The 25637-nt window shown below is 53.2% G+C and carries 22 protein-coding genes; 18 read left to right on the top strand and 4 right to left on the bottom strand.

Features of this window, described 5'->3' with window-relative positions; all coding sequences use genetic code 11:
* Nucleotides 1–17: 17 nt before the first annotated feature.
* From H8S59_RS02695 to H8S59_RS02625, 15 genes are all read left to right on the top strand, one after another.
* On the top strand, nt 18–2315 hold the full coding sequence (locus tag H8S59_RS02695; protein ID WP_187520429.1) for an ATPase: 2298 nt from the start codon (nt 18–20) through the stop codon (nt 2313–2315).
* A complete protein-coding gene (locus H8S59_RS02690) occupies nt 2315–3397 on the top strand; it encodes a formylglycine-generating enzyme family protein (protein WP_187520428.1) in 1083 nt (360 codons plus the stop codon). Before H8S59_RS02695 ends, H8S59_RS02690 begins: the two co-directional genes overlap by 1 nt.
* Nucleotides 3394–4413, top strand: coding sequence for a formylglycine-generating enzyme family protein (locus H8S59_RS02685; protein WP_187520427.1), 1020 nt, complete (start codon nt 3394–3396; stop codon nt 4411–4413). The genes H8S59_RS02690 and H8S59_RS02685 overlap by 4 nt, the downstream gene beginning before the upstream one ends.
* A 208-nt stretch (nt 4414–4621) precedes the next feature.
* A complete protein-coding gene (locus H8S59_RS02680) occupies nt 4622–5320 on the top strand; it encodes a DUF3592 domain-containing protein (RefSeq protein WP_187520426.1) in 699 nt (232 codons plus the stop codon).
* A gap of 28 nt (nt 5321–5348) precedes the next feature.
* Nucleotides 5349–5612: a PAAR domain-containing protein gene (locus H8S59_RS02675; RefSeq protein WP_187520425.1), complete on the top strand. Its 264-nt coding sequence runs from the start codon at nt 5349–5351 to the stop codon at nt 5610–5612.
* Nucleotide 5613: 1 nt separating this feature from the next.
* On the top strand, nt 5614–6807 hold the full coding sequence (locus tag H8S59_RS02670) for a hypothetical protein (RefSeq protein WP_187520424.1): 1194 nt from the start codon (nt 5614–5616) through the stop codon (nt 6805–6807).
* Nucleotides 6808–6835: 28 nt separating this feature from the next.
* On the top strand, nt 6836–10174 hold the full coding sequence (locus tag H8S59_RS02665) for an ImcF-related family protein (protein WP_187520450.1): 3339 nt from the start codon (nt 6836–6838) through the stop codon (nt 10172–10174).
* A complete protein-coding gene (tssA, locus tag H8S59_RS02660) occupies nt 10171–11754 on the top strand; it encodes a type VI secretion system protein TssA (RefSeq protein ID WP_187520423.1) in 1584 nt (527 codons plus the stop codon). Before H8S59_RS02665 ends, tssA begins: the two co-directional genes overlap by 4 nt.
* Nucleotides 11755–11778: 24 nt before the next feature.
* Nucleotides 11779–13545 carry a type VI secretion system baseplate subunit TssF gene (tssF, locus tag H8S59_RS02655; RefSeq protein WP_187520422.1) on the top strand — a complete coding sequence of 589 codons (1767 nt, stop codon included), beginning with the start codon at nt 11779–11781 and terminating at the stop codon, nt 13543–13545.
* Nucleotides 13509–14606: a type VI secretion system baseplate subunit TssG gene (gene tssG, locus H8S59_RS02650; protein WP_187520421.1), complete on the top strand. Its 1098-nt coding sequence runs from the start codon at nt 13509–13511 to the stop codon at nt 14604–14606. The genes tssF and tssG overlap by 37 nt, the downstream gene beginning before the upstream one ends.
* Nucleotides 14587–15123: a type VI secretion system lipoprotein TssJ gene (gene tssJ / locus H8S59_RS02645; RefSeq protein WP_187520420.1), complete on the top strand. Its 537-nt coding sequence runs from the start codon at nt 14587–14589 to the stop codon at nt 15121–15123. Before tssG ends, tssJ begins: the two co-directional genes overlap by 20 nt.
* Nucleotides 15124–15125: 2 nt before the next feature.
* Nucleotides 15126–15566, top strand: a complete 441-nt coding sequence (gene tssE / locus H8S59_RS02640; protein WP_187520419.1) for a type VI secretion system baseplate subunit TssE — start codon at nt 15126–15128, stop codon at nt 15564–15566.
* A 23-nt stretch (nt 15567–15589) separates the two neighbouring features.
* Complete coding sequence (locus H8S59_RS02635) at nt 15590–16738, top strand: OmpA family protein (RefSeq protein ID WP_187520418.1); 1149 nt, start codon at nt 15590–15592, stop codon at nt 16736–16738.
* Between the two features lie 146 nt (nt 16739–16884).
* Nucleotides 16885–17328 (top strand): hypothetical protein, encoded by a 444-nt coding sequence (locus H8S59_RS02630; RefSeq protein ID WP_095093009.1) that lies wholly within the window; start codon nt 16885–16887, stop codon nt 17326–17328.
* 272 nt (nt 17329–17600) lie between these two features.
* Entirely contained in the window at nt 17601–17825 is a 225-nt protein-coding gene (locus tag H8S59_RS02625; RefSeq protein ID WP_187520417.1) for a hypothetical protein, read from the top strand.
* A 292-nt stretch (nt 17826–18117) separates the two neighbouring features.
* Here H8S59_RS02625 and H8S59_RS02620 read toward each other — a convergent pair whose 3' ends face one another.
* Nucleotides 18118–20028 (bottom strand): P-loop NTPase fold protein, encoded by a 1911-nt coding sequence (locus H8S59_RS02620; protein ID WP_187520416.1) that lies wholly within the window; start codon nt 20026–20028, stop codon nt 18118–18120.
* A 758-nt stretch (nt 20029–20786) separates the two neighbouring features.
* Between H8S59_RS02620 and H8S59_RS02615 the strand changes: the two genes are divergently transcribed.
* Entirely contained in the window at nt 20787–21137 is a 351-nt protein-coding gene (locus H8S59_RS02615) for a DUF6124 family protein (RefSeq protein ID WP_187520415.1), read from the top strand.
* A 125-nt stretch (nt 21138–21262) separates the two neighbouring features.
* Here the strand turns inward: H8S59_RS02615 and H8S59_RS02610 are convergent, their stop codons facing one another.
* Entirely contained in the window at nt 21263–21964 is a 702-nt protein-coding gene (locus tag H8S59_RS02610) for a glutathione S-transferase (RefSeq protein ID WP_187520414.1), read from the bottom strand.
* A gap of 114 nt (nt 21965–22078) precedes the next feature.
* On the opposite strand from H8S59_RS02610, the gene H8S59_RS02605 reads away from it, so the two are divergent.
* Both H8S59_RS02605 and ycaC read left to right on the top strand, forming a co-directional pair.
* Nucleotides 22079–22642 (top strand): TetR family transcriptional regulator, encoded by a 564-nt coding sequence (locus H8S59_RS02605; RefSeq protein WP_187520413.1) that lies wholly within the window; start codon nt 22079–22081, stop codon nt 22640–22642.
* A 175-nt stretch (nt 22643–22817) separates the two neighbouring features.
* Entirely contained in the window at nt 22818–23444 is a 627-nt protein-coding gene (gene ycaC / locus H8S59_RS02600) for an isochorismate family cysteine hydrolase YcaC (protein WP_187520412.1), read from the top strand.
* Nucleotides 23445–23597: 153 nt separating this feature from the next.
* Here ycaC and H8S59_RS02595 read toward each other — a convergent pair whose 3' ends face one another.
* The gene (locus H8S59_RS02595) at nt 23598–24761 is read right to left on the bottom strand and encodes an HPP family protein (protein ID WP_187520411.1); all 1164 of its coding nucleotides are present in this window, start codon (nt 24759–24761) and stop codon (nt 23598–23600) included.
* Between the two features lie 251 nt (nt 24762–25012).
* Nucleotides 25013–25324 carry a hypothetical protein gene (locus H8S59_RS02590; RefSeq protein WP_187520410.1) on the bottom strand — a complete coding sequence of 104 codons (312 nt, stop codon included), beginning with the start codon at nt 25322–25324 and terminating at the stop codon, nt 25013–25015.
* Nucleotides 25325–25637 lie beyond the last annotated feature (313 nt).

Here is a 25637-nt window from a genome sequence, read left to right as displayed (position 1 = left end):
CGTGGGAGTTTGAAAACATGAGCGAAGCTGACCAACCAGTCGCTAAAAATCAGATTTGCAAACAGGGCGCGAAAACCACTGTTCACGATCGAGGAACGCAGTGCTACTTCCGACCTGAAACGGAAGAGTTCGTTTTCATCAGTCCCTGCCAGGCCACCAATTTTGAAAATCATTGGCGTGAGATGTCGGTCAGCATGGATGCGTTTCACACGGCCAAAGCTAATTACTCCGGTGCGCTTGAGTACTCCAAAGACACGCCAGGCTCAGTTGCTGAAAAGGCAAAAGATGTTGCCGCTGTCGAAACGGCTGAGCGCGAGATGGAGGAAAAACGAAAAGAGCTACAGAAGAAGCTTGGTGATCTGTCTGTTAAAGGGATGAGCTATGACGATGTCGTCGAGCTTATCCCCGTCCTGGGGCAGGGGAGCAAAAGCAAGGGAGGCATTAGGCCGACTCGTTTTGCCTACGTCAGAAAGGCTTACTTCAGCCAGATCGAGAGCGGTCTAAAACTTCATCTGGTTTCCTTGAAAGGAAGCGACGAGAGGGGCGGTGCCAAAAGTATCTACAGCATAGATAAGAGCGGTAACACCCAAATCGATATGAAAAAGCTCACTCAACAGCTCACAGCTCTGCAAAAGCCCAAAGCCAAGCTTGATTTGCAAAAGGTTATGAAATGGATGGGGTCCGATTTCGACCCGGACACCTTGAACAAAGACTTCGCGCTGTTCGACTGGGCAAAAAGCTGGACTTATCGGATCGGCAGCGACGGAGGAGTTCAGCAAGAGCAGACAGGGCACAAGGGCGATACAGCCAATGTTGATGTGACCGGTGGCGCGCAGTTTATGCGCTTTGTGTCGAACGTCGGCATGAACGCGGAATTTGATCCGAAGAAAGGACAAGCGGTTTTTAAAGGTGAGGCTAAATCGAGTCTGGCTTTGGCTTCAGGAGTTGTAAGCCAAGAGTTTTATGCACCGGATCGGATCGGCTGGAAACTCGCGATGCAGTTGGACGATGGCCAAGAGATCAATCTGGGTATGCTTCGTCTGCGTGGAGAGGCGGAACTCAGTGGTTTCGCGGGCGCATCTCTGCAGTTAGAAGCACAGGTGCAGGTGGTAACCAACGGTAAGCAGCAGGCATTGGTCGGACAGTCCGGCGGACGTTTGCCACGGTTGCGTGAGCGAAAAGATGCGGGCATTAAATTTTATAAAGCGATGGATGCCAAGGATGAAGGCCTACACCTCGGCGGTGAAGTGTTCGCTGGTGCCCGGCTGGAAGGTAGTCTCAAAGGAGCACTGCAGTGGCTTAAACCGACCCCTCCGCCAGATCCAGAAAAACCACTGTCTCCGATATTGAAGTCCACCGGTACATACACTGACTTCTGCACCGTTGGTAACAACATTGCCGGATTGGCTGGAGCGGGAGCTGGTGTCAAATTCTATTGCACGTTTCTAAATGGGAAGTTCTGTTTCCATGTGGCGGCGAGTCTGTGCTGGGGTGTGGGCGCGAAGGGTGGGTTTATAGCAGAAGTTGATGCCGCCACTATTGTCGAATTTGGAGCTTGGTTGGTTTATCAATTATATAGTCTAGATTATGGCTTTTTTGAGGCAATAGACGAGCGTGCTTTTAAGGCTTATAGCCAATATTGCGTTATAAAGGCTAGCGTCGGTGAAAATATTTACCGTGGATATGATTGGATGGTAACGACACCGGACGACATTGCTAAAATGCTAACAGAGATCGTTGATGGTCTCTGGGGTCATGGTACAAAAGGATTGGAAGCGTCGAAGGGCCGTAATTTTTTAGCCAGAAACGTCATTGATTTCAGGGAGGATTTGCTACTTCACACCCCTGAGGCAAAGGGCATTCTCCTGTATCTATTGACGCGTCATGGAAAACTCGATCACATAGACCCAGAGAACAGAACCCCATCGGGGGATATCTATAAAGACAGGAAGAGCGCAGTCATTTGGGTGCTGACGAGTATTCAAACAGTCTCCGAGTGGGAAAAAGTCTTATGCCACATGAGTGCGGATGGATCGAGCCTGACTGGGGCTACTTCTGCCGCTGAGGTAGCCAGAGAGCAGGAGGCACATTTAGTAAATTTCCTCCAGGAAGGGTACAACCGTGACGACGAACTTATAAAAGCCAGGCAGGAATTAGTACAGGTTTATAATCGTCTGAAAAAAACTAGCGCCATAGGCTATGCCCTTGCCATGAATAATACGTCCTACTACAAATTCAATAATGAGCCTAACTACAATTACCCACAGCGCTGCGTGTTTGGTCCATGCGCGTCTGACTCGAGTGAATATGTGTGATGGTCGCGAATGCACTGGATACAAAAAGAACTATCTCGATAACCTTCGTTACTTTGGCTCTGGCGGGCTGTGATCAATCCATTGAACCCACCGTGCCCGCACCGATGAATATCTCACCGGCGGAGGTGCAGTTGTTCATAAGCGAGGTAAAAAATAATTTCGTGTATGTAGAAGGTGGCAAGTTTTTAATGGGCGATTTTGGTGCCCAATATGGCCGCGAGCAGGCGTATTACGATGAAGATAACGACAGCAAGCCTGTTCACCAAGTAGAACTCAGCAGCTTCTCTATTAATAGGTTTAAGGTGACCAATTCGGAGTATCAATTCTATCTTAGCTATAATGGCTTAAGTTTGCGGGATAAGGGTGCGATAAATAAAAAAAAGTGGGACGATATCAACTCCGCACCCAACACACCGGCCCATACCGATTGGTATGAGGCCGAAAAATACTGCAAGTGGCTGGCATCTATCACAAATCAAGATGTTCTTATGCCGACTGAGGCGCAATGGGAGTATGCGGCGCGCAGCCGTGGCCAGTTCTTAGCAGTTGCAACGAATGACGGTACCTATCAAGCGGAACCCCGTAGCATGCTGAGCCAAACCTATTCGCCAAAAGGTATAAATATATCGAGCAACGGGGATCGTTCAGATTTCGGAAAGAAAATGGGCTGGAGTACAGAATATTATTCTCCTCTGCCTGTCGATATGTTTCCACCAAATCCTTTAGGTCTCTACTCAATGTCGGACAACGGCTATGAATGGGTTGGGGATTGGTATGACCCTGATTACTATAGCTACTCCCCGGAAAAAAATCCTGAAGGGCCGGTCGAACCAACTTTTAAAGACAGGTTCGGGCGCTTTGTCAAAGTAGTGCGTGGGCAAGATGTTGCAGACCCATATTTTGGGCAGGGCGTGAACGTATTTAGACGGGCGGAAGATCCGTTTGGGCGCTTCGGAAAAGCTGGATTGATTCATGTAGATAACAAAACTTTTCGTTGTGTGATCAATAGCCCCGAACCGGCGACCTCGTCATCCATGAATAAACTTGATGTCGACTCATCAAAGCTAAAGGTTCGACAATGAACAGGTTCATAGTTACGGTGGTCATTTTTACGACTTTGGCGCTAAAGGGCTGCGAGGAGGTAGTAATACCATCAGCGCCTTTACCTGTAGCTGTTACTGATATGGAGCTTCAGCAGTTTGTAGCATCCATTAAAAGTAATCTGATATTCGTTGAGGGCGGAGAGTTCTTGATGGGGGATTTTGGTTTTCAGTATGGTAGCGAGGGAAAGTATTACGATGCAGATACAGATAGCAAGCCGCTACACAAGGTCGAGCTTAGTAGCTTTTCTATCGGTAAGTTCAAGGTGACGAATGCGGAGTACCAGTACTATCTAAAGTCCAATGGGTTGGTGTTGCGGGATAGGGGCACAATAAACAAAAAAAAATGGGATGATATCAACTCATTACCCTATACGCCTGCCCATGTCGATTGGTATGAAGCCGAGAGGTACTGCGGATGGCTCGCATCGGTCACAAAACTAGATGTCCGCATGCCTACTGAGGCGCAATGGGAATATGCGGCTCGTAGCCGTGGGCAGTTTTTGGCCGTTGCAACCGACGATGGTACTTACAGAGCGGAGCCACGGAGTTTGATTAGTGAGTCATATGACCCTAAAGGCATCAATATTTCCAGTAGGGGGAATCGAGTGACATTTGCAAAAGAAATGGGGTGGACAACTGAAAGCTATACACCGCTACCAGTGGACATGTTTCCACCCAATCCTCTGGGGCTTTATTCAATGTCTGATAACGGTTTTGAGTGGGTTAGCGATTGGTATGACCCTGATTACTACAAAAATTCTCCATTGAAAGATCCCCAAGGGCCAGATAAACCGGTGTTCAAAGATCACCTCGGTCATTTCACAAAAGTCTTGCGCGGGCAAGATGTTGCGGACCCTTATTGGGGAGTCGGAATTAATGTGCATAGGAAGGCACAAGCGCCACTTGGACGGTTTTCAAGCAATGACTTATTTCTAGTGGCCGATAAAACCATGCGCTGTGTAGTTAACAGCTCAGCTCCAGTGACTACACCTTAGCCCAAAGCGGCATTATCGATACACAGAATGTTTAATGAGTGGCTCAAGGCTCATGCTGTGCTTACCTGTGTAACGCCTGCCTGTTCGAATAAATAAACAGCTGGAAATGGCCGCCGCGTTGGCTTGTGCGGACCATTTTTGAAATTTAAGTCTACACCACGATCCAAAAAGTGGTGTGTTTCATGCTGCCCGCTATAAGGATTCCAAAATGAAAATCATTTCCAAAATTAAATACATATTCATGGCCATCGGCCTGCCTATGCTCATAGGTGCCGTTCTAAGCTACTACGGCACGTCTTCCTTTCTAGAGGATGCGCTGTCTGCCGAGGGTACGATTACGGACTTTGAGGAGCGTTATAGCGATGGCTCTACCACTTACCGCCCAGTCGTGCAGTTCGTTGATAATAACGGCCAGATGATCGAATTCATTTCCTCCATGGGGGGGAGTCGTAGCGCTTATTCCCTTGGCGAAAAAGTAGGAGTTGTTTATTCGCCTTTAAACTCTCAAATAGCATCGCTGGATAGCTTTTTTTCTCTCTGGGGGGTGACGTTGATCACCGCCTTTTTAGGTGCGTCGTTTTCCTCTGTGGGTGTTTTTATCTTTTTGATTGGAAAGTTGCGAAACAGGAAAAATGGATATTTGCAGCGTGATGGTGTAGCCGTCAATGCGAGGTTCCAAGGGGTGAGGCTAAACCATACCCTCTCCGTCAATGGTCGTAATCCTTACGTGATTGATTGCCACTGGACGAATCCAGAGACTTACCGAGTTCATGTGTTTGAAAGCGATAATATCTGGTTCGATCCTTCCAGCTATATAAACAGCGAAGATATCAGAGTGTTTATGGATAAAAAGAACACCCGAAAATACTACGTTGATACCTCTTTTCTCCCTCAACTGGCCAAATAAAAGCCTGCAATTTCACATGGAGATTCTCATGCGTGGCGTTATTCGAGAAGGCGACAAACTTTCATCTGGCGGTGTGGTGTTGAGCGGGGTCAGTGGTATGGACTTTATGGGCAAACTTGTCGCGTGTGTGGGCGATAAGGTTTCTTGCCCAATTCCCTTGCACGGCATAAACGAGATTGCTCAGGGTGATGAGGGCTCGACCTATAAAGGTCGCCCAATTGCACTGGATGGGCATCGCTGTGTTTGCGGCTGCACGTTGATCACATCGCTGCCCGCCGCGGGGAGGACGTAGCGTGCCGGTCAATATCAGGGCTTTACCCGAAAAATTGTCGTTGCCACTGCCGCCGCGTAACAAGCGGTGGTGTCTGGTGGTTTTGCTTTGCTCGATGATTGTCGCGGGCCTTGTTTTCTTTCTTTGGCCGGATAGTCGCTGGCGCATGACGCCTTGGTTCTGGTGCTGTGTATTGGTACTGCCCTTGATGGGAGGTGTGACCCTTTACGCGTTACGTCTACTGGCCTTTGAACGACGCACTGAGTTTGTTGAGAGCTGGAACCAAAACCGTACGGAATTGGAGCAGGCGCTCATCGAGCATGGGCAACGTCCTATTGCCCTGTTGGGCACATCTTACTGTTCTGGAGCAGGCAACAACTTGCTTGCTCAGGTTTTACGCAATGGCAGTAAACCGCTTTACCCGACTTTTCTGAAATCGCAGGGTCGAGCCGTGCGTCTGAGTCAGTTGAGCCCACCGGCTCAGCTTCACGACAAGGCTGAATACACACAGCGCCTCTCGGCTTATTTCGATCAGGTGATGAAGGGGCTTGAGCCTGAGTTGCAACTGTACGCGAGCGATACGCCTCTACGTGTTCGTATCAGGCACAACCAGGTGCTTTGCGATGACGAAGTCTTGGCACTGTGGCGCTCGTCTATCGGCGAAAGGCACGCAGTTGATCAGGTGGTCTTCGCAAACCAGGACGATGGTCTTCTTTGGATTGATGCATTGCTGGATGAGCCTGCGGCCAGCGGACTTTTGTTGTCGCTGGAGGTAAATCTTTTTCTTGATCCGATCGCCGAACAGGCCGAGTCGGTATCAACGGTATTGCTTGCGGCTCCTGACTGGTGTGCCAGGAAAGGCTTTGCTCCCTCGGCGTTGATTCATCGTCCGGTACAAATAAGCGATCAGGCCGATGCCTTAAAAGACGCGCTTCTATGGGGGCAGATCCAAAAGGGCGCCACCCAATACTTTGCATGGTATTTGCAGATGCCTTCCGATTTTTTGTGCGACACAACTATCGCCCTGAATGCAGAGGGTTATCCGCCTGACATAGAGGCGCGTCTGACGCTTGACGACAGCTTTGGTCGGCCAGGCTGCGCTGTTGGCAATATCGCTTTGATTGTCGCCAGTGAGGGTGCGAAGGCGGACCGTCGAGCTCAAATGATCATGTTGCAGGATGCCTCACCACAAGTTTGCGTTGTTCAGCCGGCTTGATGAGAGATAAGGACTAATCGTGAAAAAGATGCGCATTGGTATCTGGGTTGTGGTCATGTGCTTGCTCGTTACTGGCGGCCTGTTGATTTGGATCGACAACCCGATAATTAAGCTGAGGGATGAGCCTCAGAGGATCGAGTTATCAGCATGGCTACTGTTTGCGTGCTTGATAGTTCTTTTGCTCGAAGGGGTTTTCGGACTGTTTGAAAGGACTTTGGCAGCGTTGGAGTTCGTCTCCCGCAGGAGGGAGGCGTCCGGTCTTCAATTACCCGGCCCAACTTTCAATCAGCCTGAGCAGAATGTTGCAGAGCGCTGCAAAGCCCACCTCCGAGAAAACTACAACCTCCTCTGGCGCCGCAAAGTCCGCCTGCTGCTGGTCATCGGCGAACCCCAACAAATCGAAGCCATCGCTCCCGGTCTGGCTGAAAAGCGTTGGCTGGAGGGTCATGACACAGTGCTACTGTGGGGCGGTAGCGCCACGGCAAAACCCGAGGAATTATTCAAACCATGGCGTGGCTTGAGTCGCTGGCGCGCTCTGGATGGTGTGGTCTGGGCGCTGACTAAAGAGCAGAGTACGGACGTGCCGGCGATGTACGCAGCGACTCGTAACTTGCAGGCGTTGTCGCGTGAGCTGGGTTGGCAGTTGCCGTTGCACCTGTGGCAGGTCTGCGCGAGTGGTTGGCCGCAGGCGGATCGTCCTGATCAGCCGGTGGGTTGCGTGTTGCCGCCTCAAATCACTCCCGAACAACTGCAGTCGGGGCTTGCTTCGCTGGAGGACCCTTTGCGCCAGCAAGGCATTGCGCAGATGCAAGCGCAGATGGGTCATGATTTCCTGTTCCGCCTTTCCTATGATTTGAAAACCGAGGGCATTGCACGTTGGCGTAAAGCCATGGCCCCGTTGCTGGGTGTATCGGGCGTGCCTTTGCGCGGTCTATGGTTCAGCCTGCCGCTGCAACGTGCCGATAGTGTTAATGACCACATCTGGCCGAAGGAGCCGAGCTGGCTGGGTCTGATTGAGGACAAGACCAGCAACCCCCGTCGTTTGGGCCGTCACCCAGTGCGTATCGGACAGTTGCTGTTGCTGACGCTAGCCGCACTATGGGGCGCTGGCATGCTGTTGTCGTTTGCCAGCAACCGCGCGCAGATTAATCAGGTGCAAACCGCTCTGGCCGCCGTGCATCATCCTGTCGGCGCGGATGAGCAGTTGTTGGCTCTCAACGAATTGATGCGCGAACTGGCCCGGCTGGATTATCGCGCCGAACACGGCGTGCCGTTTTATCAGCGTTTTGGCCTCAACCAGAATCAGGCCCTGCTCGACGCTTTATGGCCGCGTTATATCGCTGCCAACCAGCAACTGATTCGAGATCCTGCCGCCGCTAATTTGCATCGTCAGCTCAGTGCCTGGGTGAAGCTGGCGCCGGACAATTCTGAGCGCACCAAGCTAGCCCCGGTGGCCTACGAGCAACTCAAGGCCTACCTGATGATGGCAAGGCCGGACAAAGTCGATGCAGCCTTTCTAACCGAAGCGCTGGGGCATGCCGAACCTTCCCGCGCAGGTTTCGTGGCACCGGGGCTTTGGAAAGCGCTGTCACCGGGTTTGTGGGCGTTTTACACCGAGCAACTTGCGACCCACCCGGAGTGGAAAATCAAAGCCGACCCGACGCTGATCGCTCAAGTGCGTCGTGTGCTGCTGGGCCAGTTGGGGCAACGCAACGCCGAAGCCAACCTTTATAAGCAAGTGCTCGACGCAGCGGCCAATCAGACCCCACCACTGAACCTGCACGACATGGTTGGCGACACCGACGCCTTGTCGCTGTTGTCCTCGACCGGCGAAGTGCCGGGCGTATTCACCCGTCAGGCTTGGGAAGGCCACGTACGACAGGCCATTGATGAAATCGCCGAAGCGCGACGTGAGCAAATTGATTGGGTACTCAGCGACAGCCAAGCCGATATCACAGCTGAACTCACCCCGGACGTGCTCAAACAACGTCTTACCGATCGTTACTTTGAGGATTACAGCAGCGCTTGGTTGTCCTTCCTCAACGGGTTGCGCTGGCAGCAGCCATACAACCTGGCCGACGTCATCGATCAGTTGACCTTAATGAGCGATGTTCGTCAGTCGCCCGTCATCGCACTGATGAACACCTTGGCTTATCAGGGGCAGGCTGGCACGCGGCGGCTAGCGATGACCGACTCGCTGATCCAGTCGGCGCAGCAGTTGATCAAGAAAGACGTCACACCGATCACCAATCAATTGATGCATAGCCCGGGCGGGCCGCTCGACGCCACGTTTGGTCCCTTGCTGGCCTTGATGGGCAAAGCTCCGGAAGACGCTCGCGGCGATGACAATCTAAGCCTGCAAGCGTTTCTCACCCGAGTGACTCGTGTGCGCTTGAAGCTGCAACAGATCAGCAACGCGCCCGACCCGCAGGAAATGACACAGGTCTTGGCGCAAACGGTGTTTCAGGGGCAAAGCGTCGACCTGACCGACACTCAGGCTTATGGGCGGTTGATCGCCGCCAGCCTTGGTGCCGAGTGGGGCACGGTCGGCAATACCCTGTTCGTGCAACCGCTGGATCAAGCGTGGCAAAAGGTCCTGCAACCCTCGGCGGCGAGCCTCAACAAGCAGTGGCAGCGCTCAATCGTCACGCATTGGGATAGCGCATTCACCGGCCGTTATCCGTTTGCGGCCACCAGCAGCGATGTTTCGCTGCCGATGCTGGGCCAGATGATCCGCGCAGACTCCGGGCGCATTGAGCAATTTCTGCAGCAGCAACTCAGTGGCGTGGTGCGTAAGGAAGGCAGCCAGTGGGTAGCTGACACAAGGCACAGTCAGGGTTTGCGCCTGAATCCCAAATTCCTCATGGCCATCAACCAGCTTAGCCATCTGGCCGACGTGCTCTACACCGACGGCGGCATGGGTTTGAGTTTTGAACTGAGCGGCAAAGCCGCGCGTGACGTGGTGCAAACCACCTTCATCCTCAACGGTGAAAAACACGAATACTTCAATCAACGTGAAAAATGGCAGCGCTTTAGCTGGCCGGGTCGCGGCGATTATCCCGGCGCGAGCCTGAGCTGGATCAGCGTCAAAACCGGTGAGCGCTTATATGGCAATTATCAGGGGACGTGGGGCCTGATCAGACTATTGGAACAAGCCCAAATGACCTTGCTGGACGATGGCGAAAGCCGCTACCGGATGATCATCAAAGCGCCCGACGACCTGAGCCTGACCTGGAACCTGCGCACCGAAATGGGTGCGGGGCCGCTGGAGCTGCTCAAGTTGCGCGGCTTCAAGTTGCCTAAAGAGATATTCCTCAGCGGGGGCAAGGCTACTGATCCCTATGCCTTGAATGGAGGTATCGAATGAGTCTTGATGCCTTGGTTACCTATTGTCTGGGGGCGCGCGACGCGGTGTCGTTTGGTCGCAAACAGTTTACGCAGTGGGCTGCATGGCTACTACCGATCAGCGCGGACTCATCGGTGGGCGAGGACGCGGGGTATGACGAGGACTTCCAGCTTATCCGCGAGGAGGTCAATAAGCTGTCCGGGGCTGATGCCGATCTGGTTATCCAGTTGGCAGAGAAGTTATTGACCCAAACCAGCAAGGATTTGCGCGTAGCCACTTACTACTTGTGGGCACGGTTGCATAAGGAAGGGGAAGTTGGTCTGGCAGACGGCCTCAGTTTGTTGGCCGCGTTGATAGAGCATTTCCCTGACGTGCGGCCCGCAAGAGGCAACAGTCGCAAGATAACTTTGGAGTGGCTTGCTAGCAGCAAAGTACTGGACAGCCTGTCGCTGTACCCGGAAGTGGTGAAAGCCGAAGCCGAGGGCACTGTCGCTGCTTTGGCCTGGTTGGAACAAGCGCTTAAGGCTTGGCCGGAGAGTCAGCGTCCGGAGTTGGGCACCTTATATGCTGCATTGTCCACACGGCTGACCCGGTCTGGTGGCATAGAGGCGGTCGTGCCGCAGAACGGCGCCCGTCCCGACTCTAATGCTCCGGCATCTGCTACGCCGGTAACGTCGCCGAAATCTGGCCGTGACTTGCTGGATGGAGGCCGGGCGTTGGCGGGTTATCTCCGTGAGCAGCCTCAGGGCTGGTTGGCGGCCCACCGCTTAATGAAAAGTTTGCGGTGGGACACCATTCACCAAACACCCCCTCAGGACGCCAACGGCACTACCCGTTTGGTCGCACCGCGCGGGGAATATCGGGCGCAACTGAAGCGTTTGTACCTGCAACAGAACTGGACGGAGCTGCTCGACCAGGTCGAGCGGATGTATGCCGAAGGTGTGAACCATTTCTGGCTCGATTTGCAATGGTACCTGTGTGAGGCATTGAGCAAACAACCGGCGCCGGAGGGCAGTTGGGCCGATATCGTCAAGCGTGATCTGGGCATGTTCCTTGATCGGCTGCCGGGCGTTGAGGAGCTGTACTGGAGTGACGGCACAGCATTCGCTGATGAGACCACTCGTGCATGGATCACCCAGCATGTCAGCGGCAACCGTCCTGAGCAGTGGTTACCGGCCACTACGGCTGCACCCGCCTCGATAGACACCGACATTTTGTCACTGGAAAGCGAGGCGCTGGCGCAAGCCGATAGCGACGGCATTGATGCAGCGCTGGCCTGGCTGGCGGCACGTCCCGAGGTTGAGACCGGGCGGCAACGCTGGCTGCTGCGTTTGCTGATGGCACGAGTCGCCGAGCAGTACGGCAAAAGCGAACTGGCCATCCACTTGCTGGGCGAGCTGGAGGCTACCGCTCAACGCCAAGCCTTGGCGGATTGGGAGCCCGAACTGAACTTCGAGGTCAAGGCCCGCCTGCTCAAGCTATTGCGTGTGAAAGCCCAGCGTGGCGACGCGGACAAACCTTCCCTGGCTCGCCGGATGGAAGCACTGCTGGCCGTACTGGTCGCGATTGATCCCGTGCGCGCCTCAGTGCTCTGCGCCTAATCACCACTTATCAGGACTCTCTCTTTGAGCATGGAAAATCTGACCCTGCACTACTTCGACGCCGAGATGCGTTATCTACGCGAGGCCGGCAAGGAGTTCGCAGAAGCTTTCCCGGACCGTGCCGCACAGCTGAATCTGGATAAGCCGGGCGCGCATGACCCTTATGTGGAGCGACTGTTTGAGGGCTTTGCCTTCTTGATGGGACGGCTGCGCGAGAAGCTGGACGATGACCTGCCTGAGCTAACTGAAGGCTTGGTCAGTTTGCTGTGGCCGCATTATCTGCGGACTATCCCTTCGTTATCGATTGTTGAACTGATACCGGACCTCAAGCTGCTCAAGCGCAGTGAGCCGATAGTCAGCGGCTTTGAAGTGTTGTCGCAACCCATTGGGCCGCAGCGGACCCGCTGTCGCTACACCACCACTCAAGATTTGACGTTGCAACCGCTCGCCATTGAGTCCTTCAGGCATGACTACGAGCCGGATGGCCGTTCTGTGCTGCGACTGCGTTTTGCCTGCGGTGCATCGACGGATTGGAGTGAGGTCGATCTGAGCCGACTACCGTTGTATCTGAATGCTGCCGCCCCGCTGGCCAGTGCGTTGCATCAGGCTCTGACCCTGAATACTCAACAGCTATATGTACGCTTGCCTGAGCAGGACCGTTCTCCATTGGAGGGTCGCTTCGCGTCGAAGGGCTTTGGCGATGAAGATCGCCTCTGGCCCAAAGGTGACAGCGCGTTCAGCGGTTATCAGTTGTTGCTGGAGTACTTCACCTTCCGCGAGAAATTCATGTTCGTGACCCTCTGTGGTTTGGAGCAACTTGTTCTGCCTCCCGGCACGACGTGGTTTGAGCTTGAAGTGGTTCTCAGTAACGCCTGGCCTTCGGGGTTCAATTTGAACGCCGAGCACATCCGTATGCATGCTGTACCGGTGATTAATTTGTTTTCGCTTGAGGCTGATCCACTGACGGTTGAGCCTTTGAAAACCGACTACCTATTGCGGCCTATGCGCTTGCAGGACGGCCACACTGAAATCTATTCAGTAGATCAGGTCACGGCGTCGAAGAATGCTGAACGGCTGGACTATGTGCCTTTTTCCAGCTTCCGTCACAAAGGCGGGATGATGCGCGATGAGGCCCCCGAACGTTACTTCCACACGCGCTTGAAACGCGGCCCCAATGGGCTGCACGACACATGGCTGGTTCTGGGGGGCGAAGGCTTCGACAGCGATTCGATGACCGCCAGTCAAAGCCTGTCGTTGCGGCTGACGGGTACTCACGGTCAGCTACCGCGCAAAGCGTTGCAAAGCACCTTGCTCGACACCGTTGTGCAATCCAACCAAGTGGGCCTGCGCGTGCGCAATCTCTGCGCCCCGACCTTGCCTTGCTACCCGCCGAACCGGGATCGTTTTCATTGGCGTGTGCTCAGCCACTTGGGGTCGAACTTCCTGCCCATGCTCGATAACGCCGAGGTGTTGAGAGGCACATTAGCGCTCTATGACTGGACGGGCAGTGAACTGAACCGCAGACGTCTCTCAGCGATTGTCGAGGTCACCCACCACCTGATTCAGCGCTTCGAAAAAGGCTTCCTGCTACGCGGAGTGGATATCGAAATCACGCTGGATGCCAACGGATTTTCCGGCGAGGGCGATATCAGCCTTTTCGGCGAGATGCTCAATCGCTTCTTCGCTCTCTATGCCGACATCCACCTTTACAACCAGCTCACGCTGATTCTGCAACCTACCGGAAAGTGCCTGCGATGGAACGAGAACCACAGTCAGCGTATTCCCGGCTGAAGTCCGCTGGTTTGCTGGAATTAATGAAGGGGCGGGTGGCTGAGGCCAATCTGTACCGCTTCTGTCAGTTGCTGGAGCAAGCGTTACCGGATCATCCCCCGCTGGGGAGTACGACCAACCCAGCGGATGACCCGGTACGCTTTCGGCCAGACCCCGGAATGGGTTTCCCGGCCAGTGAATTGAAGGCAATCGAAACCGACGATGCGCACCCGCAGCGCCCGGCTACGGTACGCACTCGTCTGCTTGGTTTGTATGGGGTCGACTCCCCGATGCCGACTGCCTATCTGGATGACATTGCCCAACGCCGGGAAGGGCATGAAGCGCTGGAGTCTTTTCTCGACATTTTTAACCACCGGATTTTCACCCAATTCTACCGGATATGGCGCAAGTACTCATACCCGGCGACGTTTGAGGCTTGCGGTACCGATGCGACTTCACAGTGTTTGTTGGGGCTGATTGGTCTTGGCATTCCTGGTACTGCGAAGCAGATCGCGACACCTGTGTCGCGTTTTCTGGCACTGCTCAGCGTGATGCGTCTGCCCACTCGCAATGCCGAAGGTGTCACCGCGCTGGTCAAGTTGCTGGCACCCAACACACAGGCAAAAGTGACTCCGCACTGGCCGCAGAAAGTTCTACTGGATCAGCCCGCCAGCCTGTCTGTTGGCGGCGGGGTTAGCCTCGCTCAGGGCACGCCGCTGGGCAGCGTCGGGCACGATGCCAACAGCCAAATGCATCTGGCGCTTTTCACTGAAGACCTCAAAGAAGCCAGTGGCTGGTTACCTGGCGGCCAACTGCATAACGACTTATTAGTGCTGCTGCGTGTGTACCTCGGTTGGCGTTGTACGGCGAAATTGCAGCTGTCTCTGCCTGTACGCAGTTTGCCGATGCCAGTGCTGGGGCGCGCACCGGTGCTGCTTGGCATGACCGGTGTTCTCGGCTTGAGCAGTGATGCATCGAAGGTCGCGAATCACGACACCATCACTATCAATCTAGGCCGATACCAAGGCCTTTCGCATAACCCCAAGATAAGGGAGGTACAGCATGTCGCGTACCCTTTGTAATTCATTGATGCTGGTGGCGTTGAGCGCATCACTCGGCGGCTGTGGGCTGACCCAGAGCGTCAGCGATACCACTTCATCCACCGCAAGTGCCATTTTCTACAAGCAGGTCAAAACCCTGCATCTGGACTTCAGTGCGCGAGCATCGCTTAACACTGAGGACGCACAGATGAACGCTTTATCAGTTCCAATAATGGTCCGCATTTATCAACTGCGCAGCGAAAAGGCAGTGGAGCGGGCGGATTACGACAAGTTGATCAGTAACGACGAAGGCGCCTTGATCGGTGATCTGCTGGACAAACAATCGGTGGTGGTGAACCCGGAGCAGGGCGCGACACTGAGCGTACCCCTAGACGCGGACGCCAAATTCGTCGCGGTGGTGGGGCTGTTCCGTAATCCCGATACCCAAAAGAATACATGGCGTCTCACGCTGACCCGCGATGATCTGGATCCGGACTTAGCGCGGGTGATCGAACTGGGAGACAACCAGCTCAAGCTCCGACCGTTGGTGAAGGAATGAGCATGACGGAGCTGAATCCTTCGCTCTATGAGGTGCTTTTGCAGAATTTCGCTGGCGAACTGGACTTGTATCGCGTCAGTGAGGAAGACCAACACACGCTATCGGTACTGGATAACGTGCAGCGGATACTTAACAGCCGAGCCGGAACACTGAGTCATTTGCCGCACTACGGCTTGCCGGATATGGGCCAAATTCTTCAGGGCCTACCCGCCACAGCGCATGACCTTATGACGACGCTTACTGCCACTTTGCTCAAGTACGAGCCAAGGCTGGCCGCAGTAAAGATCGAGATGCTTGAGCAGGTGCTTCCGGGTCATTTGGAGTACGCCCTTGACGTGCAATTGAAAGAGGGTAAGTGGCTGACATTCGGTACGACACTCGGGCCGGAAGGCAAAGTGTTGGTGCGGCATTTGAAGCAGCAGGAATATCTGCCCAAGCCGTGAAGCCATGACGTAAGGATGGATGAATGACTGCGTTATTTGAAATGCGAATTCGGGTTGGCGGCGATCCACGGGAATTCGGCGAGTTTGCAGCGCTGCGCGCCGAGCTTGCCAAACTCAGCCACCCCGCATGCCCGGACGTGGACTGGGCCAAAGTCGAGCAGTTATGCCTGGCGCTATTTGAAGTGAATGGAGCGGAACTGCAAACCGTGGCTGCTTTTATCCTGGCGCGCAGTCAGCGCCATGGTCTGGATGGCATGGCAGAGGGTATGGCGCTAATGGAGGCAATGGTTCGTAAATGGGCGAGTGCCTGGCCGACAGCATTGTCAGCGCGTGTTGAGATTCTGTCGTGGTTATTCGCGCAGCTTCAACATGTGTTGCGCCGTTTCAATACTCACGTTGGGAATGCGCAAGTGCTTACTTATCTGGAATCTCGGCTGGCGGGGCTTGATAGGGTTTTACAGCGTGAGAATCAGGTTTCTGTGGCCGCGTTATCAGGTCTGCGCCAACAGATATCCAACCGACTGCTGCGATTGGAAGACTCTGTTGCAAGCCTACCCGCGCAGCAAGTGCCAAGTACGCCCGCACCCGCACCCGCGATGCCCTTAGTAATCCTGGCCTCACCCCTTGCGCCTGAAGCACCGATTTCATGTCTGAATATCAGGAAGCGTCGTACCCGCTTATGGTTGTTTGCATGGGTGGCGTCGATTACTTTTTGCATTGGCTTGGTCTGGAAAGTTTGGGTAGCCAATCCTGAGATGGATTTGAATTCAGGTGTCGTAAACATCTTCTATAAAGAGCGCGTTATTCCTGATTCTGTTCGCCTGGACGGCCTTTCACTGTTCGATGCCGGTAGCACAGTGCTTAAACCCGACTCGACCAAAATCCTGATCAACGCACTGGTGAGTATTAAAGCTCAGCCGGGCTGGCTGATTGTTGTTGCTGGGCACACCGACGCGACGGGAGATGCAGCGCAGAACCTTCAGATATCCCACGCCCGTGCATCAGCTGTGCGTGATTGGATGCAGCGGATGGGTGACATACCATCAAACTGTTTTGCGGTTCAGGGCTTCGCTGCCAGCGAACCGGTAGACACTAACGAAACCGAGGCCGGACGCGCAGCAAACCGACGTGTTGATATCCGTTTGGTACCGCAAGCAGGAGCTTGTGAATAACCCTTCCAGTTAGCGTCTGAAATTTCCCTCAAAACCAATCCAAAGACCTACGTAACCTACGGATTTTTCTGACATTTTTATCCATTTATTTCCCTTAAAGTGCGGCCGCTGTTTACAACTCCTAAACATTTGACCGGGAAATAGTTATGAAAAAGCTATGGATGTCTGCTGCCGTTGCGACCTTGATTGCAACCACCAGCGGCTGCGTGAGCTACAACATGAGCCAGCCAAGCGCGCCGCTGGAAGGCGTTGTTAAAAGCAACCTGAAAGCAGATGTTAAAGTCGGCGAGACCATCAGTGGCGAATCCTCCACTAACATCCTGTTCAACTTCCTGAGCTTCGGCGGCGACACGCAATTCGCTGACGGCGTTGTTTACGGTGGTGGCGGTGGTGGTGCTCTGGCAGGCCTGCCGATCCCTGATCCGATCTCCCAGACTAAAGCCGCAGCGGCATACAAGGCAGTCAAATCTTCCGGTGCCGACCTGATCGTCGCGCCGCGTTATGAAGTGAATGTTCAGGACTACTTCATCTTCAAAAAAGTCGACGTGAAAGTCACTGGCAACAAGGGCAGCATCAGCAGCATTCGCTGATACGTATCCTTCGGATGCTCCCCACGAAGACGCCGCCTTCTAAGGGCGGCGTTTTTATGTGTCATTCAACGTTATTTCGATTTAAACACCGCTGCTACTGGCTCAGACGTAGTTGTCCGGCTTTGCACGCTTTTATTTGCAGCATGTTTGATCGGTGTTCTCGCTATTTCCCAGGCCCATGCTGCTGTCGATGCAAGCGCCAATACGGCCCCCCTCAAAGCAGCACCGTTGCCAGTCGCACAGATCCAGCGGACGTCGACTCGTCATGTGACATGGATTCAGCCTTGATCAGCCTGCAGCAACTGCAGGAAGACTCCTGCCAAAACGCCAGTGAGTTGGCCGCCCTCAAGGAAACCGTAAAAGCCCAAAGCCGTTTGATCGAAGAACTCAAACGCAACAACGGCACCAACACCCAATCCAGTACCGCCGATTTGTCCGACCTCAAGAGCAAGATGGACGACAAAGTCGTACCATCAGCAAACTCCAAAGCCAGCTGAGCGACCTCCAGCGCAACTCGGGTCCGAACAGCACCTCAAGCCAGCGAGATCAGCAGCCTCCAGCAGGAGTTTACGAACTTGCGCATTAGCGTGGGGAGATGGGAGAGTTTGGTGAGTAGTTTGAGTAGTAGGGTTAAGTAAACGTAGTGGGGCGGATGGCTCCTGACTTGGCCATCCTCTACCTACAGCCTTGGTATATTAGTTTGAGATTTGAAGGGTAAACGCAATCCGTTTGTGTCTAGAATCTAGCAAGTTTGCTCCAAAGTATAGTGAAGGAATTGATTTTGTGCGCTCAGTCTTCTTTTTCTTTACCTTCCTCCTCCGCTTGAATGGCTATAGGTTTAAGATAGTGATTTAGCGCATTAGATAGATTCCATCTAACAATTGGTCTTGAAGATTTTAAGGAAGAGCTGAAATCATTGTATACATCGAAAAACCAGCTGGTTTCGCTTTTGAGATCTCGTTGTAACATTCCATGCGAGTACCTAAGGTTCAAGGCAATAATGACCGTCCGTTGACCTGCTCCGTCGAGTTTCATTACACGCTCGACAAATTCGGACGGAGGTATTGACGATAGAAGTGGTGTGTATGCATAAATATTTTCATGTTCATATGTGGAGCAGATCTTTCGTAAAAAAACACTTGCATTTAATTCCATGTCCTCTAACAGCTTTCTAGCTTTTACGGGATACTGATCGATTGCTGCCTTGGATTGCATATCTTCCATAAAACTGAAAAACTCCAAAAAATCTTCCGAACCTTGCTCATGAATTCCCAACCCCCCATAGCCTTCATAGCCACTACGCCCAATAGATGCTGGTTCCGCAGGCGTGAGTTCACCAGCTGTGTATAGGTCTGATATATAGTCCCTAGCCTGATCGAACGCTAATTTTCTAGTTAACGAAAATTCTCCTATTTTCGATAGCCATACTCTCATCCCTACAACGTGAAGAATTATGCCGATATCAAGTAACTCTCTAGCTTGAAACTGACGCTCCATCTCGATCACAGCGTCTTTGAATTCGGCTTCTGATCGGTCGAAGCCATGCCATACCGTTCGCCAAGCAGGCTCGGTGCTGACGTCGATGAAGTATTTACTTAGCTCCAGTGACTCGCGCAGTAGAGATGGAATGATAAGACCTTTAAAGAGTAACTCACAGATGAATTCGCTGCTCAATATAGGGTCATGTAGATCAGCCTCGGAAAAGCGTTTATTGGCAACGTCTATGGCGAGCTCAGGCTGGTCTTGTTGACCTTGCATCATTGCCCTGAGTAATGAATCTGGTCTTCCAAGTATGTCTGATTTGGTTAAGAAACCTGCCTTAGTTTCAAAGGAAATAGCGAAGAAGGTTTCTGTTAAGGCTTTTATACCGTCTTGGCTGTTGAGGTGTTTCTGATCTAGACAGTTAATCAGCCTTTCAAAGTCCCAAATTGTTTGCTGCATAATTCTAAAATTTGTTGCGGTGGCTTCTAGAAATATGGTTACTATAGTTTCTTTGTTTTTGTTTAAGGTCTCCCTAGCTATATCTGAGCTTAGCTGCGCGAGAAAATTGTCGAACGCACCGTTGATTTCAGGCTGGACTTCCAAAGTCCTGCCGATAAGCTTTTCTCTCGTTTCAGTGTAACCCTGTTTTCCTATTAACTTTTCCTCATTTCCAATAATTAATACTTTGCACCCATCGTGTTCAACCATTTCGTTTATGTAGCCGAGCAGAATGTCAGGCTCTAAAGGTGAGCGCTCAAGGTCATCGAACACAAAAAGTCGATCATTACCCGGATGAACAAAGTCTTTGATGTTGATTAGGTTGTCAACTCGAGCGTATTTCATCAACGCCTTACTTGCCCTTCCTACGATTTTCACCCCCTTGGTTGATAGTGCTGGGTGCAGGCTTTGGTACATTGCGCTGTCGATAGCATCTACGCTATTTAATCCATATAAGCTAATATAACTGTATGATCTATCGCCTAGTAAAGTTTTAAGTATAGATTTTACTAAATAAGTTTTCCCTATTCCCCATGCCCCCGTTATCAATGCTGCATAGTATGGTGGATGTCCCACAGATAGGTAGTAATTCAAAAATGAGTGTACGTGAAAATTTTTGTCATCTATGCTGGCGGATGACGGTTGCTCAGAGTTGATAGCAAGCAAAGCCTTTTTTTTGGGCTTGAAGAAGTCAGCGATAATTTCGTAATTGAAGTGCACTATTAATTCTCCATGATGCAATTCAGAAAACTAGAGGGAAGCTATTTCGTACTAGGACTTTAATTGCTGTGATGGTTTTTATAGGGGGGCTACTGGTTACCTAGCTAGGCGCACCTCAGGTTTACCCAGCTTTGCTACGATGAATTGCAGGCATCTCTAAGTCAATTACTAAATAGGTTGGGGGCAAACCCTTAGCGAATCCGAACACCCTTTAACCCAATGTGGCAACGCCGACTTCAGTCTTGTCCGTGACATTACCAAGAGAGAAAGTAGAAAAATTGAATTTAGGGCAACGAGCGAGGACCTTTGGTCGGTTGAAGGCGTATTGCGCAAGATCAGTGATTCCCACCGGATTGTCTGCAACAGATTTTTATTCGATCCGATAGCTGATTGTCTTTTGATAAGAGGCAGTAACCTAAGAAATGGAGTCCATCATCAGAAAAATCTGTAGGATGCGTCTCGATTTTTCGTTTTACCCGCACCCTACGCTTGCTTGGGTTGATCCCGTGTTCTCACGAAGCTACCCTTCGCGAGTCGCTGAAAACAGCGAACGGGTTTAGCAGCCCACAATACGTTAGGTGCATTGCGCCTCTATTAAGCCGGGATTTTCTCTCCGGGACTTTATGGTGGCCGTGTTCAGGGCATCTTCGGATGCGCCGGTTTCCTAACGTACCGGTCTGCTAACCTGCTCATGGCCGCCACCTTCCGTTTAGCAGCGGCTCCTGGCGGTTTCACTAAACGTTAGGGATTTCTTATTCATGGTTAAAATTACGCCGGATCCACCGCCTACGCATGCTTTGCATCCTGAGCGGATCAGCGACGAAGCTGCCGCTCAGTTAGCACAAGATCACTGGGGTGCGAACGTGCCTGATGGTCAGAGACCAGTATTAGATTTGCCGCAGAGCCTATTTATGGCGAGTCCGGATTTGTCCGCGGAGGAAGCGCTAACGACTGCCTGCGAGTTACTCCAAAGCGTGATAGCCACCAGCTACGAAACTGCCGAAAACCTGAATGGTTCGCGCAGAAAGCTAGCTCTCGCAGCTGTGCATCTTGCTGAAATGGCACACACGCTGGTTGACTCAGTGCTGGAGAAGAAATGCAGCGTATAAAGCGTTTTTAGGTTCACAGTTCTGACTTAATCTACTAATTCGCTGATAGGTATTCTTCGGATGCTCCCCACGAAAACGCCGCCTTTCTAGGGCGGCGTTTTTACATGTCGTCCAACGTCATTTCGTTACGCACCTGCTGCTGTGGGCTCAGACATCGTCACCCGATTCTGCACGCTAGGACGTTCTTGCACCTTCGCGTACCAAGCCTGAAGCGCTTTGTGTTCCGCTGGGATTTCCAGCTCCACCAGCCCCGCAAAGATCAGGCCGCCGATGACGGTGATGTCGGCCATCGAGAAGCTTTCGCCGGCGACGTAAGATTGTGTTTGCAGTATCGAATCGAAGTACTGCATGCCACGAAGCGCTTTGTCCCGTTGGCGAAAGCCCCATTCAGCGTTCTGATACAGCTCCACGTCTGGGCCGAGGCCCGGTGTGGCGTGGTGGAAGTAAACGCTAATGGCGTCCAGCAGTTCCAGCTCGGCCCGCTTGCTCATCATGTGGATCACGCCCTTTTCCTTTGGCGTATTGCCGGTGAGGGTAGGGCTGCCGTCCAGGTTGTCCAGGTACTCGGTGATGGCGGTGCATTCGGCGATGAGCGTGCCGTCATGCAGTTCGAGCACGGGCAGGGTGCCGGAATAGTTCTTTGCGAGGAAATCGGGCTTTTTGTGCTCGCCTTTCCAGAGGTCCACCGATTCGAATTGAGTGCGCGATTGCAGGTTTTTTTCTGCCAGGGCGATACGCACTCTGGCCGGGTAAGGACCAGTGTGCCAGTCGTAGATTTTCATCATGGGCAGGGCGCTTGGGTCGAATGTTGACGCGTTGGAAGTCATGGGAAATTCCTGTCTACCTATCAGTTGGTAGGTAGAATCTAGGCGCTAATATTTTCTCGGTCAAGGCCTTTAGTCGCTTAAGATGCCCAGCCAACGAAACCGTGAGGCAGTGACGTGAGCTCAAACCATCGGGAAGCCATCCTGGCCGCTGCCAAACAGGCTGCGCAGGCGCATGGTTACAGCGGCTTGAATTTCCGTGATCTGGCGCAGGTCGTGGGTATCAAGAGTGCGAGCATCTACTACCACTTCCCGAGCAAGGCTGATCTGGGCGCTGCGGTTGCCAGGCGTTACTGGGAAGATACCGCCGCTACTCTTGAGGACATGCTGGCCGAGGCACCGAACGCGATTGATTCGCTGCGTCACTATCCCGATATCTTTCGTCACTCCCTCGCGAACCATAACCGCCTGTGCCTATGCAGTTTTATGGCCGCTGAATACGACGATTTGCCGGAAGGGGTGAAGACCGAGGTCCAGACCTATGGCGATGTGAATGTCGCCTGGCTGAGCAAGGCCTTGATGGCTGCAGGTTTGGTTAGCGCCGATCAAGTTGAAGGGCGGGCACGCGCTATCTATGCAGCGGTATCGGGCGCGCAGTTGCTGGCGCGGAGTCGTTCGGATATCTCGCTGTTCGATGCGCTTATCGAAAGCTATCAGTCAGCCGGGCTATTGCCCGCGTAATCAATTCCCTCCAGGCCGGTGATTCGTTGAACGCTTAAGCATGGAACAATTGTCCCTTTCAGGTTGACAGTAAAACGCCTTTCAGCCGATTTATCCTTTATTCGAAGACCATTAATCTGGCTTCACGTTGAACGACGCCACTAATCACTTACCTACTTCGATAAAGGATTCCACCATGACTAACGCCATTTACAACCGTCTGAACAAAGATGACGCTGTAGTTCTGCTGGTCGATCACCAGACTGGCCTGATCTCGCTGGTGCAGGACTTCACCCCGAACGAGTTCAAGAACAACGTGTTGGCGCTGGCCGATGTGGCGAAGTTCTTCGAACTGCCAACCATTCTGACCACCAGCTTCGAACAAGGCCCGAATGGCCCGCTGGTGCCAGAGCTGAAAGAAATGTTCCCGGACGCGCCGTACATCGCTCGCCCTGGCCAAATCAATGCTTGGGACAATGAAGACTTCGTCAAAGCGATCAAGGCGACTGGCCGTAAGCAACTGATCATTGCCGGTGTGGTGACGGATGTTTGTGTAGCGTTCCCGACGCTGTCGGCACTGGCTGAAGGGTTTGATGTGTTTGTGGTGACTGACTCTTCCGGCACGTTTAATACAACCGTACAACAAGCCTCTTGGAACCGCATGACTCAAGCGGGCGCACAGATGATGAACTGGTTCTCGGTGGCCTGTGAGCTGCAACGCGACTGGCGCAACGATATCGAAGGTTTGGGTAACCTGCTGTCCCAGCGCATTCCGAACTATCGCAATCTGATGAACAGCTACTCGGCGCTGACTGCTCGTTGATCTGAGCGAGAGTGAGCAGAAAAACAAAGCCCGCTTTTTAGCGGGTTTTTGTGCAATTGGCTGCTGTGACAACTATTTAATACAGGCGCTGCGGAAGGCTGCGATCACCGCAATTCGCAGCCTTCGGCAGCGCCTACAGTTCATGACGTCGCCTCAAGCACGCACCGCGGCATACAGCGCGTTGATCAAATCCGACTGGGTGATGATGCCGACCAGGTGTCGTTCGGCATCAATGATCGGAATGTGTCGGTGGCCGTTTTCGGAGAACACGGGCACGAGGTCGATCAGTAAGCGATCACTGCTGGCGACGCGGACGGTACGGGTCATGATTTGCCCGACGATGTTGGCAGGTTGATCCTTGCGGGAGTGGCGCAGCAGTGCGCGCAAATGCCAGCCGACGCCTTCGTGGGCGTCGAGGTCGATCTGTTGCATGAAGTCCGCCACCGTTACGATGCCCATCAGGTGCTGCTGTCTGTCGATCACCGGCAGGGCTTTGATCTTGTGTTTGCGCATCAACGCCCAGGCTTCACGCAGCGGCATTTCCTGGCGGGCCGAAATGGGCTGAGTACTCATCACATCAGCGCAACGCAGTTCGCCCATCTTGCGCTGGTAAGCAGAAGCTTCGGCCTGTTCGAGCAAGGCTTGCAGGTCGTCACGGCTGACGTCCAGCACTTGGTTGTAATGGGCGAGGGCTGCGTCCAGATCTGCGTCACTGAATCGGCTGGCAGCTTTCGTGTTGGCGGGTTTCTGTACATGCGGCCATGGTCGTTTGGTCAGATTGTTGTAGATCAGACCTGCGACCACCAGCAGTGCGGAGTCGATAAGTACCGGGCTCAGCGCGAACTCGAATCGGTCACAGCCAATCAGCACCATTAACAAGGCTGCCGCTCCGCCGGGCGGGTGCAGGCAACGCAAGGCGAACATCACGGCGATGGCCAGGCTTACCGCAAGCGCAGCAGCGAAGGTCGCGTCGGGCACCCACTTTACGCAGGCAATGCCCACCAGAGTGGAAAGCGTGTTGCCGCCCAGTACCGACCAGGGTTGCGCGAGTGGGCTGGATGGCAGCGCGAAAACCAGTACGGCGCTGGCCCCCAGCGGCGCAACCAAGGCCATGGCAAGCAGGCTGTGTTGGCTTGCCGGTGCCCCTTCAAGCCAGAAGGCTGCCATTACGGCGACCAGCAAAATGCCGAGCGCTGCGCCGCAACAGGCGCGCCATTTTTCCTGTGCATCGACGGCGTGGGGTGCGGGCCAGAGTGCCCGGAGGCGTGAGGTGAATGAAACGTGTGACGGCGGTGAAGAAGGCAGTTGAACTGGCATGGTCGAATTGAGGCCGAGAAAAAGAGAAATGTCCTGCGACTGTAGTCGTCGCTTGGGCGTGGGGCGAACGTTAAACCCTGCAGCCGGTGTGCGCTATAGCGCGGTTATTTCTTCTTTGTCGGATTCGGACGCGCCCTGTTAGGTGTTTGCGGTAGAACGCCTCGCGTTGCTCGTCAGCTCCTACATGGACGGTTGTGCGTCTGGTTCTGTGGGGGCTAAAGCTCCAATGCTAATTATTGGTCTCTCTCGGATCACGCAAAGTTAATGTTCATCTTGGAGTCGTCACGCTTCCACAGTCTCTTCTCAATTACTCGATTCACATCACAGGCCTCCAGCATCAGCAAATGCGCGGTGCTGGCCAATGTGGTGATATCGGATTCGTCGGTGTGGGTCGGGTTCATGTGGGCGAGGGTGTCGAGGAAGCGGGTGGCGAGGCTAATGCGGGTTTCGGCGAAGGCGTGCAGGTCTTTGAGCGGCGCATGGCTGTCGAGTAGCAGTACCGAGCGATCCAATCCGGGCTGGGTGAGGGGAATGTAGCGGGCGTGTTCGGTGTCGTGGTTCATGTGCTGAAAACTCCTGACCGATGTGATGTCGCCACGGCTGATGAAAGGGTGGCGGCTGTGCGCGGGTTGACGAACCGGTGACGAAAAACCCATAAAACCGGCAGACCCGAAGGTCTCCCGTGCACAGCTGCCATAAACATGGCCTCTGCTGATTTTTCGACTGTACGGATCGTCAAATCCGGTCGTTGATTTGGCAACGACGAGGCGCAGGTTAGAGGTTCGGCAGGAGGCCATGGCGGTATATATAGCTATTGTCTGGAGCAGGTGAAGCGGGGATGTGTTGCCGGGCGTGAGTTTGACTCTCGAGGCAGTA

Origin of the sequence: Pseudomonas folii, from assembly GCF_014357575.1 — a bacterium.
In the GTDB taxonomy this organism is placed as follows: domain Bacteria; phylum Pseudomonadota; class Gammaproteobacteria; order Pseudomonadales; family Pseudomonadaceae; genus Aquipseudomonas; species Aquipseudomonas folii.
The sequence above is the reverse complement of the archived record's forward strand: the minus strand, read 5'-3'. Positions and strand labels throughout refer to the sequence as shown.

What these genes read in the sequence shown, in the direction of transcription:
- H8S59_RS02610 (WP_187520414.1), bottom strand. Translation starts at nt 21,964, where the DNA reads ATGACTTCCAACGCGTCAACATTCGACCCAAGCGCCCTGCCCATGATG.
- tssA (WP_187520423.1), top strand. Translation starts at nt 10,171, where the DNA reads ATGAGTCTTGATGCCTTGGTTACCTATTGTCTGGGGGCGCGCGACGCG.
- H8S59_RS02695 (WP_187520429.1), top strand. Translation starts at nt 18, where the DNA reads ATGAGCGAAGCTGACCAACCAGTCGCTAAAAATCAGATTTGCAAACAG.
- H8S59_RS02685 (WP_187520427.1), top strand. Translation starts at nt 3,394, where the DNA reads ATGAACAGGTTCATAGTTACGGTGGTCATTTTTACGACTTTGGCGCTA.
- H8S59_RS02690 (WP_187520428.1), top strand. Translation starts at nt 2,315, where the DNA reads ATGGTCGCGAATGCACTGGATACAAAAAGAACTATCTCGATAACCTTC.
- tssJ (WP_187520420.1), top strand. Translation starts at nt 14,587, where the DNA reads ATGTCGCGTACCCTTTGTAATTCATTGATGCTGGTGGCGTTGAGCGCA.
- ycaC (WP_187520412.1), top strand. Translation starts at nt 22,818, where the DNA reads ATGACTAACGCCATTTACAACCGTCTGAACAAAGATGACGCTGTAGTT.
- H8S59_RS02675 (WP_187520425.1), top strand. Translation starts at nt 5,349, where the DNA reads ATGCGTGGCGTTATTCGAGAAGGCGACAAACTTTCATCTGGCGGTGTG.
- H8S59_RS02630 (WP_095093009.1), top strand. Translation starts at nt 16,885, where the DNA reads ATGAAAAAGCTATGGATGTCTGCTGCCGTTGCGACCTTGATTGCAACC.
- H8S59_RS02595 (WP_187520411.1), bottom strand. Translation starts at nt 24,761, where the DNA reads ATGCCAGTTCAACTGCCTTCTTCACCGCCGTCACACGTTTCATTCACC.
- H8S59_RS02635 (WP_187520418.1), top strand. Translation starts at nt 15,590, where the DNA reads ATGACTGCGTTATTTGAAATGCGAATTCGGGTTGGCGGCGATCCACGG.
- H8S59_RS02590 (WP_187520410.1), bottom strand. Translation starts at nt 25,324, where the DNA reads ATGAACCACGACACCGAACACGCCCGCTACATTCCCCTCACCCAGCCC.
- H8S59_RS02615 (WP_187520415.1), top strand. Translation starts at nt 20,787, where the DNA reads ATGGTTAAAATTACGCCGGATCCACCGCCTACGCATGCTTTGCATCCT.
- tssE (WP_187520419.1), top strand. Translation starts at nt 15,126, where the DNA reads ATGACGGAGCTGAATCCTTCGCTCTATGAGGTGCTTTTGCAGAATTTC.
- H8S59_RS02665 (WP_187520450.1), top strand. Translation starts at nt 6,836, where the DNA reads ATGCGCATTGGTATCTGGGTTGTGGTCATGTGCTTGCTCGTTACTGGC.
- H8S59_RS02680 (WP_187520426.1), top strand. Translation starts at nt 4,622, where the DNA reads ATGAAAATCATTTCCAAAATTAAATACATATTCATGGCCATCGGCCTG.
- tssG (WP_187520421.1), top strand. Translation starts at nt 13,509, where the DNA reads ATGGAACGAGAACCACAGTCAGCGTATTCCCGGCTGAAGTCCGCTGGT.
- H8S59_RS02625 (WP_187520417.1), top strand. Translation starts at nt 17,601, where the DNA reads ATGGATTCAGCCTTGATCAGCCTGCAGCAACTGCAGGAAGACTCCTGC.